The following is a 13,465-nucleotide window of genomic DNA, read 5'->3' on the forward strand; positions in this document are numbered from 1 at the left end:
GTATAGTTAATGTACTGCTTTTTGAGTATTCGACCTTGGGCATGATGGCTACTTTATCTTCAAAATCATTACCTATTTCTTCCCGTTTACGCTAGTTTTATGGCACTTCATCCCAATTTTATCTTATTTTTTGAAACAAAAAGGTAGGTTTGTATCGTTTTTATATAGAAAAAATACAAACTAGTTTTTTTCCTTATAGGGGAATCCTCACACTAAATTGTCATAAAATAGAACTATCTGAACTTCTATCATACAGCTATGAAACATTTATTATTCCTTTTTGGAATTTTCTCTACCACTTTTTTAGCTTACAGCCAAGACAAAAAGACCATAAGTGGCTACATCAAGGATGCTACCAACGGAGAGAGCCTTATTGGAGTATCGGTATATGTCCGTGAAATTGGAAATGGTACCGTTGCCAATGATTATGGATATTATGCGCTATCCCTACCTTCAGGAAGCTACACACTGATATTCAACTACTTAGGATACGAGAAGGTAGAAAAGAAAATTGACTTGAAAAACGATTTAAAACTCAATATCGAGCTCAAAGATGAAAGTCTCAAACTTCAAGAAGTAGTTGTAAAAACCACGAAAGAAGATGAAAATGTAAAGAGTATAGAGATGTCGGTTAATAAAGTAGAGATGAAAACGATCCGACAAATGCCCGCTTTGCTTGGCGAGGTAGACATTGTAAGAAGCATCCAATTGTTGCCTGGTGTGACAAGCGTAGGAGAAGGGGCAAGTGGTTTCAATGTCAGGGGAGGCAACATCGACCAAAACCTAGTACTGCTCGACGAAGCTCCGGTTTTTAATTCTTCTCATTTATTTGGTTTCTTTTCCGTTTTCAATCCTGACGCCATTAAAGATGTAAAACTCATAAAAGGTGGAATCCCAGCCCAATATGGAGGCCGGACCTCCTCTATTTTGGATGTACGGCTCAAAGAAGGAAACGCTAAAACGCGAGAAATAAACGGCGGAATAGGTACTATTTTTTCAAGGTTAAGCTATGAACAGCCTTTTGCCAAAGGCAAAGGGTCTTTTATAGTAGCTGGCCGTCGGTCTTATATAGATGTATTGGCAAAACCCTTTTTGAGCGGAGATTTAAAAAACTCTCGTTTTTATTTCTATGATCTCACCGCCAAAGCCAATTACCGAATCAATGATAAAAATACGATTTATGCATCGGGCTATTTTGGACGTGATGTATTTGGAGCAGACTTTGGGTTTGATTGGGGTAATCAAACAGCTACAGCTCGTTGGAATCACCTTTTTAATGACAAGCTCTTTCTCAACGCTACGACTTTTTATTCTAACTATGACTATGGATTGGAGTCAGATCGCAATAATACAAACACTTCTGGTGACAAATTCAAATGGAATTCCAATATCCAAACATGGAGTATTAAACCTGATTTTACGTATTATCTAACCCCCAACAATACAATCACTTTTGGAGGACAGTATATCAACTATACCTCTAGGCCAGGCACAGCCCTTGCTCTTTCAAGTGGAGAAGAACGTACAATAACCCTAGACACTCGCTATGCCGACGAATCTGCGCTTTATATTGGCAACGAACAAAAAATCAACAATTGGCTCTCTTTCCAGTACGGCATTCGTTATTCCTATTTTCGTAATCTAGGCCCTGGCACTAGTTTTGAGTTTTTAGAAGTAGAAAAAGGCGAACGCAAAATTCCGATTTCTGAAAACAAATATGAAACAGGAGTTATCAATACTTATGGAAATTGGGAGCCTCGCTTTTCGGCCAAAATCGAAGTTTCACCAGCGGCTTCTATCAAAGTAAGTTACAACCGTACTGCCCAATATTTACATCTGCTCTCCAATACTGCTGCAAGTTCTCCGCTTGATGTATGGACCTTAAGTTCAAAAATCATCAAACCCCAAATTGCTGACCAAGTGGCATTAGGTTGGTTTCAAAACTTACAGGACAATATGTATGAGGCCTCATTAGAGATTTACTATAAAGACCTCCAAAATCAAATAGATTATGTTCGCAATTCGGACCTTTTACTGAATCGCTATCTCGAAGGGGATTTATTATTTGGCAATGGACGCGCTTATGGAACCGAATTTTATATAAAGAAAAATCGGGGTAAACTGACTGGCTGGCTTAGCTATACTTTGGCTCGCACTGAACGTAAAATAGAAGGTATCAACAGAAACGACTGGTTTCCAGCACGTTTTGACAAAACCCACAACCTATCAGTCGTAGGTCTATATCAACTCAACGACCGCTGGAGTTTCTCTACAAATTTTGCTTTTAATACAGGTACCCCCGCTACATTCCCTACCAACCGCTTTGAATGGGGCGAGTGGGCACTTCCTCACAATGTCAACGATTCGCGCAATGCCGCCCGTATTCCCTCATACCATCGCCTCGATATAGGTGCTACTCTCAAATCCAAAAAGAAACTTTTTGGAAAAGGACAGGGCGAGTGGGTTTTTAGTGTATACAATGTGTACAACCGTCGCAATCCTTTTTCGACCTACCTTCGTCAAAATGAAGATAATAACCTTCAAACCGAAGCCGTGCGGTATTCAATTATTGGAAGTGTAGTACCCGCTGTTACTTATAATTTCAAATTTTAAGGAAGATTTCATCCATATAAAAAGCCATGAAAAACAGACTCGCCTCTCTCTTTATTTTAATACTTGCTGCGGGGAGCCTCACAAGCTGTGAAGATGTGATAGATTTAGATATCAAATCGGGTGACCCACAATTAGTCGTAGACGGATGGATTACGAATCGAGCCATCGAACACAGTATTCGCTTGACAGAATCGGCGCCTTATTTCGACAATAGCCCAGCTAAACCCATTTTGAATGCCACGGTGGTAGTCACTGATGACAATGGGAAAGTTTTTAATTTTAAAGACGCAAAAAACAATGGCGTTTATGTATGGAAACCAAGTACTCCCACCGATACTTTGGGCCACATAGGCAGGACATATACCCTCAATGTCAAGTTTGGTAATGAAGAATATACCGCAGTAAGCAAGTTGAACCGGGTTCCGAAGATTGATTCTTTGACTTATTTTTTTGATAAACTTCCCGTAGCGCCTTCCGATGGCAAGCCCCAAGAAGGATATAAGCCTGAATTTTTTGCCCGTGACCCCGTAGGATCAGGTGATTGCTATTGGGTAAAGTCATTCAAAAATGGGAAGTATTTCAATAAAGCAAGTCAGATTTCGACCGCCTACGATGCGGGCTTTAGCCCTGGTGGCAATAGCGACGGATTGATTTTTGTCTTACCTATCCGCCAATCTATTGTTCCTTTTGATGAGTTTTTGGTAGAGAAAGACACTATCAAAGTAGAGCTTCATAGCTTAACGCTTGAAGGGTATTATTTTATTAATCAAATCAGGATAGAATCTACCAACGGCGGACTGTTTGCGACACCACCTTCCAATATTTTCAGTAACATCAAAAATTCAAATCCGAATGGCCGTAAAGCCTTAGGTTTTTTTGGGGCGGCGGGCGTAAGTTCTTTTCAGACGGTAGTCGATGCCAAACAAGCACGTCCTAATATTTATTAAACCACCTTCCCTTCGGCCAATCTTAAGGTTTGGGTCACACAGCTTGGAATTTCGTGAGGATAATGGGATACGTAAATCAATGTACGCTCAGTAGAAGCACAAATAGTATCTACTACGGTTTTGAAGTGTTCTACTGTGGCAAAATCTAAACCCTGACAAGGCTCATCTAAAATAAGAAGGGGGGGATTTTTGACCAGTGCTCTCGCCAACAACACCAATCGCTGTTGACCTTTAGAAAGATTTTTAAAAAGCTTTTCCAACAAATCTGCCACTTGTAGCCACTCCGCCACGAGGTGGGTTTGTTGGATTTGTTGCTCGGTCAGTTTACGGAAATAAATGCCCGTCGCATCAAAAAAACCTGAAGCAATGGTTTTAAAAACCGTCGTTTCTTGGGGAAAATAAAGGTGCAACTCCGGCGAAACATGCCCAATTTTACTTTTGACATCCCACATAGAGGCGCCGCCACGCTTTTGGTCAAACAAATCATAATCATTGGCAAAACGCTGGGGATTGTCGGCGGTGAGGATACTGAGCAAAGTAGATTTGCCCGAACCGTTAGGCCCTACCAAAGCCCATTTCTCGCCTTTTTTCACCTTCCAGTTTACATGGTCTAGTACTTTTTGGGAGCCATAGGTCACGTTGATATTTCGGAGGTTTACGGCATATTCGAAAGCTAAACTTTGAAGATTTAGAGTTGAGCTGCTTTGAAGTTGAGGGAGTCTGGTTTCTGTGGCTTTAATCTCTTGTTTTTCAGAAGATTCATGGTTTTGGTTGTGCAGCTTCTGGGATTTTATTTTACCATGCTCTAATTCCAAAATATGCGTTACACTGTCGGGGATTTCGGATGTGGATGTTACAAAAATCACCAATACCCCCGCTTCCTTGAGTTGTTGTAAAGCACTTCGCAATACATCTCTAGAGTGCACATCAAGCCCCGCAAACGGATTATCTAAAAGCAGGATTTTGGGCATTTTTAGCAACGACCTACAAAGCATCATTCGGCGAGTTTCGCCATTAGAAAGCGTCACAAAAGGGCGTTCTAATAAATGATTTATAGAAAGTAACTCCGTCAAGCGGAGCAATTCTACTTCACTTATTTCTGAAGGTGCTAATACGACAGACTGGTCATCGACCGTACCTACGGGTTTGAGTTGGTTGGTAAGTACCTCTCTTACTGATGGGGCTATTGCTGCTTCATAGCTATGAAAACGTTGCTGATAATACTGAGCTGCTGATTTTACAATTCGATTAAAGGAATAATCAGACGGCACCAACTCAGCTACTTTCGACAACAAAACAGCCCCATAATCATGCGTAACTTTACCTCGCCAAACGGGCCATTTTCCGGCCAAAACTTCAATTAACGAAGACTTACCACTGCCATTAGGGCCTACAATAGCCCATTGCTCACCCGCCTTTAAAGTCAGCTCTAATTCTGAAAGCACCACTGTATCGTAGCGACGTACAAAAGCATTTTGAAGAGAAATAAACATCAGTAACAACCTTGAAATTGAGGGCGTAAAATTAGACCAAATACTTGATTATATCTCGCTAACTCAGATTTCCAGTAGCATTTTTACGTAAATTTTGCCTTCAGTAGATTAAAAGCTAAGGAATTCATTTGACCTACTTTTCTTCCTTTTTCCAACTATTTTATTTTTTATATTTGGAAAAATATTCGGCACGCATAATAAACCCTTGCCTTATCTATGGAACCAATTTTTGCGACGGAACGCACTCTGAAACTGTTGCCCCAAATCAAAGCTTTTATCGAAAACGAGCTTTATCCCTTAGAAACACCTCATTTTTTGACCCATCATTTTTCGGAGGTAGAGCCTATTCTTCAACAAAAACGGCAATTGGTCAAAAAAGCAGGTTTATGGGGGCTTCACTTGCCCAAAGAAGAGGGTGGCCTTGAACTTACCCTTTGCGAATTTGGGCAAATCAGCGAAGTCTTAGCAAGTTCTCCTTTCGGACATTTTGTGTTTAATACCCAAGCGCCTGACATCGGCAATACCGAATTGATGCATAAGTACGCTCCCCAGCCCCTAAAAGAACGTTATCTCAAACCTCTCATGGAAGGCGAAATAAGGAGTTGTTTTAGCATGACAGAACCCGAATTTGCGGGTTCGAATCCTACCCGTATGGGGACTACGGCGGTCAAAGAAGGGAGTGATTATGTCATCAATGGTCATAAGTGGTTTACGAGTTCGGCAGACGGGGCGGCTTTTGCCGTAGTGATGGCCGTCACCAACCCTGACGCTGCCCCTCACAAACGAGCTAGTCAGATTTTGGTGCCTATGGATACCCCTGGCGTAACCCTCGTCAGAAATATTCCAATCATGGGTCATGCAGGAGATAGCTGGGCAAGTCATGCCGAAATGCTTTATGAAAATGTAAGAGTCCCTCAAAACAATCTCATCGGCACCGAAGGAAGTGGTTTTTTATTGGCACAAGAGCGTTTGGGACCCGGTCGGATTCACCACTGTATGCGTTTTATTGGAATAGCGGAGCGAAGTTTTGATTTGATGTGCCGCTATGCTGCCAAACGCGAACTCGAAGAAGGCAAAATGCTAGGTGATACCCAATTTATCCAAGGGTTTATTGCCGAAAGCCGTGCCGAAATTGACGCAGCCCGACTCCTTGTTTTGCGTACGGCACACAATATCGATTTGTCAGGGGCTGCATCGGTACGGGACGAAATTTCAATGATTAAGTTTTTTACGGCCAATATGATGCTCCGAGTTATTGACCGTGCTATTCAAACCCACGGAGGTTTGGGAATGACAAGCGATATTTTGCTTTCGTATTGGTACGCCCACGAGCGCGCTGCTCGTATCTACGACGGTGCCGACGAAGTACATAAGTCAGCTCTTGCCAGAAGTATTCTCAAAAATTATGGCTTAGACGTACGCCGAAAAGGATAAAAGAAGCCCAAGTATTTCAGGGATACTTGGGCTTCTTTTTAACATTATTTATTTGATTCTGAAAGTAGCATTCATCCGATAGCTGTACTTGATTTTTTGATATTCAAGTGCGTCACCACCTTCAGGAGCGGCGTCAGCAGCCATTAGGCGTACGTTGTATTGGGCTTGTTTGTACATCGGATATACACTGCCTTCTTCTACTTCATGAATTTCAAGGACTTCGCCCAGTTTTTCACCAATAGATTCTAGCAAATAGCCCGCTTTTTCTTTGGCAGCTTTGAGTGCATTGATTTTCACTTGTTTGCGAAACTCCTCTTTCTTTGAATGCTCCACACGGCTCATGTTCACATACTCTACTCCACGGTCATCTACTTTGGTCATCAAGTCGTTGATATTATTAGCATTTGAGAGCTTGAGTTGGAATTGTTTTGCTGCCAAAAAATGTTGAGGTTTCTTTTTACCCGTCCATTCACGATAGCCCGTCACTCCACTCACCGAAAGGTTTTCTTTGGGAAGACCCGCACTTTTGACGGCATCTATAAGCTGCTTCTCAAGCACTTCTAGTGCTACTTTATCTTTCTGATTTTTTTCGTCTTTAAAATACTCTTTCAGCGAAATCGTAAAATAAAGCTCATCAGGTACGATTTCGAGTTCGGCGGTGCCAGTTACTTCAATTTTTTTGATAGGTTCTTTTTCCACGGCTGTAGTAGTTTGAGCAAAAATAGAAGTGCTATACGCAATCAATAAAGCACTTAATACGAATCGTTTCATGGTAATTATAGAATTTGTTTGTGCGTTTTCAACGAAAAAGTCAGTACAAATCGTGCCTTTCTTTTGTTAATGATTCCTAACGCTTCAAAATAATCTTCGCCGTTTTTTGGGTTTCACCGGCCATCAGACGTGCATAATATACGCCATCACTTAAAAACTGTCCATTGAATTTTACGGAATAAGTGCCCGCTTGTTGTGGTTGGTTGACAACCAACGCCCCCACGCGTGTTCCTCGGGTATCGTACACATAAAGAGACACTTCTGCGGCGGCGGGTAAACGATACCGAATACCTATTTGTTGACTAAACGGATTGGGAAATATTTGCAAAAACTCATCTTGAGTTTCACTTTCTTGGGAAGCCGCAGCAACGGTTTCTTTTTCATCAGTAGTTACAAGTTCTTCGGGCTCTTCTGTGGTCTCATCTTCATCCATAGCTGCGGCCGTTACCGACTCCATAGGTGCTTCGGTTTCAGTAGGTACTTGCAGTTGAGTGGCTATGGGAAGAATTGGTTTTTGTGGTTCTTCTTCTATCTCTACTTCCCGCTGCCCTGTCATAATACTAACTACCTCTGTAGGCGGGCTTTCGTTGTGAAGGCGATTAAACGCACTTACGGTATAATTATACTTAGTGTGGGGTTTGACATTTTTATCAACAAAACTAAATGATGTTTTTCCTTCTTCTCTCACCACAATGGTCCTAATCGCCTGTGCTGTTCGGAGGTCAATGGAGGCCTGATTAGCACTACGATAAATCACAAAATAGCGCGCTTTATCGCGTTCGGAGTTGGTATTATAGGGATAAGACCACTGCACTGTCACGGTATTATTGTCATTGAGGGAAGTGGCTACTTCTTCTGGTTTAGGAGGAGGAGCCGTATTTTTCCAAGGCATAGTTGGCACAAGCGCAGGTGCTTGGTACACATCTTCGCACAAGGCATCACAAAACCGATTGGGGTTGTTGCGAAGGATTTTGGCACTAAACAAAATACTACCGTGCACATTCTGAAATGTCCGATTGTATTTGATTTGGTTGGATACTTCTTGGGGGCGGCGCCAATTGGCATCTGTATTGACTTTATACACTCCTTGACCAATGTACAAGTGTTGATCTGAAACGTTATCGTTCCACCAAGGTACGATATGGGTATAGTTGGCGGAGTTGTTGCCCATACTCCAGTATACTTGAGGTGCAATATAATCTACCCATCCTTCTTGAATCCACTTGCGAGAATCGGAGAAATTGCCCGAATATGCTTCAAAACCGCGAGAATTAGACCCCTCGGCTGAGCTAGTGCGATTACGCCAGATTCCAAAGGGAGACACTCCAAACTTCACCCATGGCTTGACCTGCTGAATACTGTCAGCCACGGTTTTGATGAGCAAGTTGATATTGTCACGACGCCAATCCGCCTTATCAGTAAAACCACGATTGTATTCTTCAAACGTAGCATCATCTTTGAGTTTGAGACCTGCTTGAGGATATGGATAAAAATAATCATCAAAGTGAATACCATCTATGTCATAGCGACGTACCACATCCATCACGACTTTCGTCACAAACGACCGCACTTCTGGGCGCCCTGGGTCAAGGATACGTAACGGCCCATACGACAACAATACATCAGGGCGGGTTTTTGCGACGTGATTGGGCGCAATTGACGCTCTCCTAATGTCCGTAACTGCACGGTAGGGGTTCATCCAAGCGTGGATTTCGATGTTACGCTTACGACATTCTTGAATGGCAAATGCAAGTGGGTCATAGCCTGGAGAACGTCCTTGCTGCCCCGTGAGCCACTCCGACCACGGCTCTAGCTTGCTTTCATAGACGGCGTCGCAGGCGTTGCGAATCTGAAAAAAAACGGCATTGAGGCCTCGTCGCTGAATCATATCCAACAAGTCACGCAGTTCTTGCTGCTGCTGAGCAGCTGGAAGCCCTTTGGCCGAGGGCCAATCTACATTCCCAACATTGGCAATCCATACCCCTCTAAATTCTCTTTTAGGCTGCGCCCATAAAGAAAAACTTACCAAAAACAGAAGTAAAATCTTTTTCAACGGCATCGGTTCAACGTTCATACTGCACCTTTCCTCAGATTTTCTAAGAAACGAGTAACCCTTATTCTTTAGCAAAAATCGTACAAAAGTAACGTCCATCTTCTAAAATATAATACGTAGTTGATAACAAACCTCTTTGAACAACTTTTCTGAGAGGCTAATTTTCTATAAAACAGTGTGTATGTTAGTATTCGCAAAAAACCTGAAAACATCATCTAAAGCACAAAAACAGCGAAATGTTAGAAGAATTTTGAATGGGTAGTATTATTTTTGGCTTAGATATTTTAAACGCAATGTTCCATGGCTCAAAAAAACAAAACCACCGAACTCAAAAAGTATCTTGCCGAGATGAATGAGGAGGCACTTCGCGCAGAAATCTTGAAATTGTACCAAAAACTACCACAAGTGAAGGATTACTATAACCAAGATTTGATGAGTGAAGCGGAGCGGCAGGCGATGTTGGACACTTATAAAAAGAAAGTATATCGACAATTTTGGACACCTTCTGGCAACCCCAAAGATCCAAGCAATGCCGAAATCAAGACATTGGTGTCAGAATTTGAGAAAGTAGCCGCTTTTCCTTACGATGTTATTGACCTGTTACTGTATAGGGTAGAACTCACTACCGAACATGCCAATGAATTTGGTGGAGCCGCCACTGCCAACTACAATGCCTCAACGACGATGTTTAAAAAGGCAATGAAGCTCATTCAGGCGAACGGCTATTTAAACTATTTCCAGCAGAGAATAGAAGCCCTTTTTCAGTTCGATAACCTCGACTACTGGTATATTATGGATTTGGAGAGTGTGTATGAGGAATTGAAGGGGGAAAATTAGTACTCATTGACCCAAAAGTCCCAAATCTGGAACATTTCGAGGGTTTCGTCGTCGGCTTCTATGTTGCTGAGTTTGGAGTATTCAATCGGGACAAGATAATTTCCTTGCTCTATTTTGAGTTGGAAATCAGTGTCGGTAAAACCTTCTGCATCGCTGTGCAAACCGACGATTTTTACCCGTTTTACTTCTACATCGCCGCTTTTCTTTTTGAGTTGGGCAGTAGCATAAAATGGAAAAATGAGTGTTTCGTCAAAAGTGCAGTACCATCCCGAGCTCATTTCGTACTCGTTGTAGGCATCTACGATGATTTCGTAATCAATTTTTTGTCGGATTTCTTCGGGGGTAAGCATGAGTAGATAGTTTCTTATTCAAACAATTGTTTGATGATTTTAGTTAGCGTCTCTTTTTTGATACTGCTTTCTTCCGATTTGTCGAACATTGTGATTAAGTGAATATCCGTTCCGTTTTCGACTTTACTAAGCAAATAAGTAATGACCCGAAAACCACCGCTCTTACCTTTTCCTTTGCTTTTACTTTTTAATCTAATTTTGTATAATCCATTACCTAACGATGTGCCAAGGGTTGGGTTTTCGAGTAGTTCTTCAATCAAAATATCAACATCATTTTCCAGTGATGAAAACTTTTTGATAAGCCGTTTGTACCGAGATGCAAAATAGGAGGTGATTTTAACTTCATTGGGCATCGTGTATTTCTTTTTTTAAGTCTGCAAAAGTGCGAGTAGGAATTTTGCCTTCCTTCATAAGCTTCACTTCTTTCAACCCTTCCTCAATCTCCTGCATAAGCGTAAGGGGCTGCTCTTGGTTGTCTTCGTTGATAATCAGTGCTTTGAGCTCTTCTCTAACACGTTTGGGAAGAACTTTGTATTGTTCATAAATAATTTGTGCAGTGCTCATGGTTTGTCTGTTTTGGCTAAACAAAGATAATGGGATTTCTTCTAAATTTCTCCTGAGTGTTTTACTCCTCCCAACCTTTGGGAGCTAAATCAAAATACGTAGGATTGCCTATGTGCTGACAAATTCTTCGTTTTTGGGTCTTTGGTAATGTAGTACCGCGTACCACCCTTGGCGGTAGGTGTTGCTTTGATATAAACGATATCGCCTTGGCGATTGGTGTGGGAGAGGTATTTGTCTATCTCCTCACTCATAAATCAGTGTTTGGGTTTTGTTCATTACTTTTATGAAATAGGGGTTTCGGAGCGTACGGGCCGTTACCAAATCTACCGTTCTACCCAAAATGGTCTCAATAGCTGTCACAATCTTGAAGTAATTCTCGCCATAAGTAATTGGGTCAAGATTCTCGTCAAAATCTATCAAAATATCCACATCGCTATCTTCCCCAAACGCATCCGTACATACCGTGCCAAAAGCATACGCCTTTTTGACGCTGTTTTCTTGAAAAACTTGCCTGATAGCGGGGAGGTGGTTGGTGAGGAGGGGGTGCATAGACTTGAATTTTAGCGAAGATATGATTAGATATTTATCTATTCTGCGGCATATTTAATGCAGATGAATATTTTTTAAGATTAATCTGTGTTATAATCATGAAATGGAAGCAAGTAGGAAATTTTTGCTTGAATAGACTTTCTTTACTTGCATCAATATACGGATTTGCATGGCCGTGATGATTTCTTTTGTAATATAAAACCCTATCTGTCTCAAAATCAGTATTATCTGAATTGAAATAATGTTTGAAAAGATTTAATTTATCTGACCAAATAATATCCGAAAGAGTAATGTCTGCGCCATTACAGAGCTTTTCTTTCAATTTATCATTACGATTATTGAGGTAGTTAAAAATTTGATTTCCCAAAGGTGTTAGCTGCCATTGACCATTGGATTGTTGTTTCAGTTGGGAATTTATGACAGGTAGCGTTACCTGATTCAGACCATAAATAACTATTTCTTCTAATTGCTTGATATAATAGAATGATGCAACTGTATAGTCTTCTTTCCAACAAGATTTCTCCATTTCAATATAATTTTCAATCAAAGGACTTGAAATGCCAGCTACCCCTTGGTAAAGGTTTCCTGCTCTTGAAAGTATTTTTTCAAGAAAAGAATGATATTCATCTTGGGAAGTCAAATATGAAAGTAAATCGCTTGAGTTCATTTTAGATTATTTTTTGCCAGTTTATCGAAAATTATCAGATACTCTTTAAAAGCCTCATCACTTCCCCCCCGTACCATTCTCAAAAATTGAATTTTACCCAACAATACCTTCCTCAAATCAGGAATCGTTTTATTTCGTTTAAATCCTTTTTCTTCGGGATAATGATTTAAAAACTTGGCTTGGGTAACTTCTAATCCATGTTTTTGCCAGTTATGTAAAATTGCTCTAATAGTACGGACGTACTCGCGATTTACATTTAGTTTTTCATTCACTACTACGCCTGTTACCTCTTGGCGTTGGTTGGGTTTTAGCAAACGAGTTTTCTTGCTGTTTACTTTAAAGCCTTCTTCTTTTAAAATTTTGCCAAGTCCCAAACCCATTTTTTGTTTTGCCTCCTTGCTTAGTTCGTCAAAACTGAGCGTGATGTCATCGGCATAGCGGGTATAAGTAAAACCATGTTTGGCCGCTAAACCACTAATTCGGTAGTCCATTCTTCGACAAACAATATTAGTTAAAATAGGTGATACTGGCGATCCTTGGGGTAATTTACCCTGAAAACAGCAAAAATTGGCTACAATATGCGCAAATTCGGATGTAAGACCGTATTCAGGCAATTGCAAAACCGCTTTGATTCGTCCAAAATGAATAGTAGGAAAAAAGTCTTGCAGGTCTAAATTAAAAACATTTTTCTTGCCCAAGTGCGGTTGTGCGTTCGATACAATGCTTCGGTTCATCACAAAACCATGTGCTGCTTCGGTAGGCTTATACAAATGACTTAATATTACATTCAGACGTCTTTGGATGCGCTTTAATGTTTCTTCGGGAGCATGAATAACCCGTTCTCCTCCTGATTTTTTTGAAATTCGGTGTTCTTTATACTTGCTTTCTAAGTTGTAATAATAATGATAGACCTGTTTAATGGAAAACGGTTTGTATTCTAAAACTAATTTTTGAGCAATCCAATCACTCACCAAATTAAGCAAATCGGTTAAATCAGCGAGGTTTTTGCCGCTTTGCAAGGCGGTTTTAATAGTCTGTATTTCATCGCTAGTAAATTCCATTTATGAAAGATAAAAAGCACCTGCGGGTATCATCAAAAAAATAAAAAAACAATCATCAGCAGCGTTTTAGTCTCAAATAGTGAGCTATAACGCAATAAAGCATGGCGTAACGCCATACCCATCAAG

The 13,465-nt window shown here is 40.9% G+C and carries 14 protein-coding genes; 4 read left to right on the top strand and 10 right to left on the bottom strand.

Features of this window, described 5'->3' with window-relative positions; genetic code table 11:
- Positions 1-258: 258 nt before the first annotated feature.
- A complete protein-coding gene (locus G563_RS0104175) occupies positions 259-2,613 on the top strand; it encodes a TonB-dependent receptor (RefSeq protein WP_028664202.1) in 2,355 nt (784 codons plus the stop codon).
- Positions 2,614-2,639: 26 nt separating this feature from the next.
- Positions 2,640-3,560: a DUF4249 domain-containing protein gene (locus G563_RS0104180; RefSeq protein ID WP_028664203.1), complete on the top strand. Its 921-nt coding sequence runs from the start codon at positions 2,640-2,642 to the stop codon at positions 3,558-3,560.
- Here G563_RS0104180 and G563_RS0104185 read toward each other — a convergent pair.
- Positions 3,557-5,053 (bottom strand): ATP-binding cassette domain-containing protein, encoded by a 1,497-nt coding sequence (locus tag G563_RS0104185; RefSeq protein ID WP_037325860.1) that lies wholly within the window; start codon positions 5,051-5,053, stop codon positions 3,557-3,559. The genes G563_RS0104180 and G563_RS0104185 overlap by 4 nt on opposite strands.
- Before the next feature lie 216 nt (positions 5,054-5,269).
- Here G563_RS0104185 and G563_RS0104190 point away from each other — a divergent pair, with 216 nt between their 5' ends.
- Entirely contained in the window at positions 5,270-6,487 is a 1,218-nt protein-coding gene (locus G563_RS0104190) for an acyl-CoA dehydrogenase family protein (RefSeq protein WP_028664205.1), read from the top strand.
- A 48-nt stretch (positions 6,488-6,535) separates the two neighbouring features.
- Here G563_RS0104190 and G563_RS0104195 read toward each other — a convergent pair whose 3' ends face one another.
- Both G563_RS0104195 and G563_RS33680 read right to left on the bottom strand, forming a co-directional pair.
- Positions 6,536-7,258, bottom strand: coding sequence for an SIMPL domain-containing protein (locus G563_RS0104195; RefSeq protein WP_028664206.1), 723 nt, complete (start codon positions 7,256-7,258; stop codon positions 6,536-6,538).
- Positions 7,259-7,334: 76 nt separating this feature from the next.
- Positions 7,335-9,311, bottom strand: a complete 1,977-nt coding sequence (locus G563_RS33680) for a family 10 glycosylhydrolase (protein WP_169579711.1) — start codon at positions 9,309-9,311, stop codon at positions 7,335-7,337.
- 300 nt (positions 9,312-9,611) lie between these two features.
- Here G563_RS33680 and G563_RS36715 point away from each other — a divergent pair, with 300 nt between their 5' ends.
- Complete coding sequence (locus G563_RS36715; protein ID WP_051210752.1) at positions 9,612-10,148, top strand: DUF6155 family protein; 537 nt, start codon at positions 9,612-9,614, stop codon at positions 10,146-10,148.
- Here the strand turns inward: G563_RS36715 and G563_RS0104210 are convergent.
- From G563_RS0104210 to G563_RS0104240, 7 genes are all read right to left on the bottom strand, one after another.
- On the bottom strand, positions 10,145-10,498 hold the full coding sequence (locus G563_RS0104210) for a calcium-binding protein (protein ID WP_028664207.1): 354 nt from the start codon (positions 10,496-10,498) through the stop codon (positions 10,145-10,147). The two genes, G563_RS36715 and G563_RS0104210, sit on opposite strands and share 4 nt — an antisense overlap.
- Positions 10,499-10,512: 14 nt before the next feature.
- Entirely contained in the window at positions 10,513-10,851 is a 339-nt protein-coding gene (locus G563_RS0104215; protein WP_028664208.1) for a type II toxin-antitoxin system RelE/ParE family toxin, read from the bottom strand.
- A complete protein-coding gene (locus tag G563_RS0104220; protein ID WP_028664209.1) occupies positions 10,841-11,062 on the bottom strand; it encodes a hypothetical protein in 222 nt (73 codons plus the stop codon). Before G563_RS0104220 ends, G563_RS0104215 begins: the two co-directional genes overlap by 11 nt.
- A gap of 89 nt (positions 11,063-11,151) precedes the next feature.
- Entirely contained in the window at positions 11,152-11,313 is a 162-nt protein-coding gene (locus G563_RS37895) for a hypothetical protein (protein ID WP_157585062.1), read from the bottom strand.
- Positions 11,306-11,611: a nucleotidyltransferase family protein gene (locus G563_RS0104230; protein ID WP_028664210.1), complete on the bottom strand. Its 306-nt coding sequence runs from the start codon at positions 11,609-11,611 to the stop codon at positions 11,306-11,308. The genes G563_RS37895 and G563_RS0104230 overlap by 8 nt, the downstream gene beginning before the upstream one ends.
- A gap of 34 nt (positions 11,612-11,645) precedes the next feature.
- Positions 11,646-12,278: a hypothetical protein gene (locus tag G563_RS0104235; protein WP_028664211.1), complete on the bottom strand. Its 633-nt coding sequence runs from the start codon at positions 12,276-12,278 to the stop codon at positions 11,646-11,648.
- Positions 12,275-13,339 (bottom strand): reverse transcriptase domain-containing protein, encoded by a 1,065-nt coding sequence (locus G563_RS0104240; RefSeq protein ID WP_051210753.1) that lies wholly within the window; start codon positions 13,337-13,339, stop codon positions 12,275-12,277. Before G563_RS0104240 ends, G563_RS0104235 begins: the two co-directional genes overlap by 4 nt.
- Positions 13,340-13,465: the final 126 nt, after the last annotated feature.

It is taken from the genome of Runella zeae DSM 19591 (assembly GCF_000423565.1).
GTDB classification, from domain to species: Bacteria; Bacteroidota; Bacteroidia; order Cytophagales; family Spirosomataceae; genus Runella; species Runella zeae.

Excerpts from the sequence above, each read along its gene's own strand:
- G563_RS0104215 (WP_028664208.1), bottom strand. The coding sequence starts at position 10,851 with ATGCCCAATGAAGTTAAAATCACCTCCTATTTTGCATCTCGGTACAAA.
- G563_RS37895 (WP_157585062.1), bottom strand. The coding sequence starts at position 11,313 with ATGAGTGAGGAGATAGACAAATACCTCTCCCACACCAATCGCCAAGGC.
- G563_RS0104195 (WP_028664206.1), bottom strand. The coding sequence starts at position 7,258 with ATGAAACGATTCGTATTAAGTGCTTTATTGATTGCGTATAGCACTTCT.
- G563_RS0104240 (WP_051210753.1), bottom strand. The coding sequence starts at position 13,339 with ATGGAATTTACTAGCGATGAAATACAGACTATTAAAACCGCCTTGCAA.
- G563_RS0104230 (WP_028664210.1), bottom strand. The coding sequence starts at position 11,611 with ATGCACCCCCTCCTCACCAACCACCTCCCCGCTATCAGGCAAGTTTTT.
- G563_RS0104180 (WP_028664203.1), top strand. The coding sequence starts at position 2,640 with ATGAAAAACAGACTCGCCTCTCTCTTTATTTTAATACTTGCTGCGGGG.
- G563_RS0104185 (WP_037325860.1), bottom strand. The coding sequence starts at position 5,053 with ATGTTTATTTCTCTTCAAAATGCTTTTGTACGTCGCTACGATACAGTG.
- G563_RS0104235 (WP_028664211.1), bottom strand. The coding sequence starts at position 12,278 with ATGAACTCAAGCGATTTACTTTCATATTTGACTTCCCAAGATGAATAT.
- G563_RS36715 (WP_051210752.1), top strand. The coding sequence starts at position 9,612 with ATGGCTCAAAAAAACAAAACCACCGAACTCAAAAAGTATCTTGCCGAG.
- G563_RS0104210 (WP_028664207.1), bottom strand. The coding sequence starts at position 10,498 with ATGCTTACCCCCGAAGAAATCCGACAAAAAATTGATTACGAAATCATC.
- G563_RS0104190 (WP_028664205.1), top strand. The coding sequence starts at position 5,270 with ATGGAACCAATTTTTGCGACGGAACGCACTCTGAAACTGTTGCCCCAA.
- G563_RS0104175 (WP_028664202.1), top strand. The coding sequence starts at position 259 with ATGAAACATTTATTATTCCTTTTTGGAATTTTCTCTACCACTTTTTTA.
- G563_RS0104220 (WP_028664209.1), bottom strand. The coding sequence starts at position 11,062 with ATGAGCACTGCACAAATTATTTATGAACAATACAAAGTTCTTCCCAAA.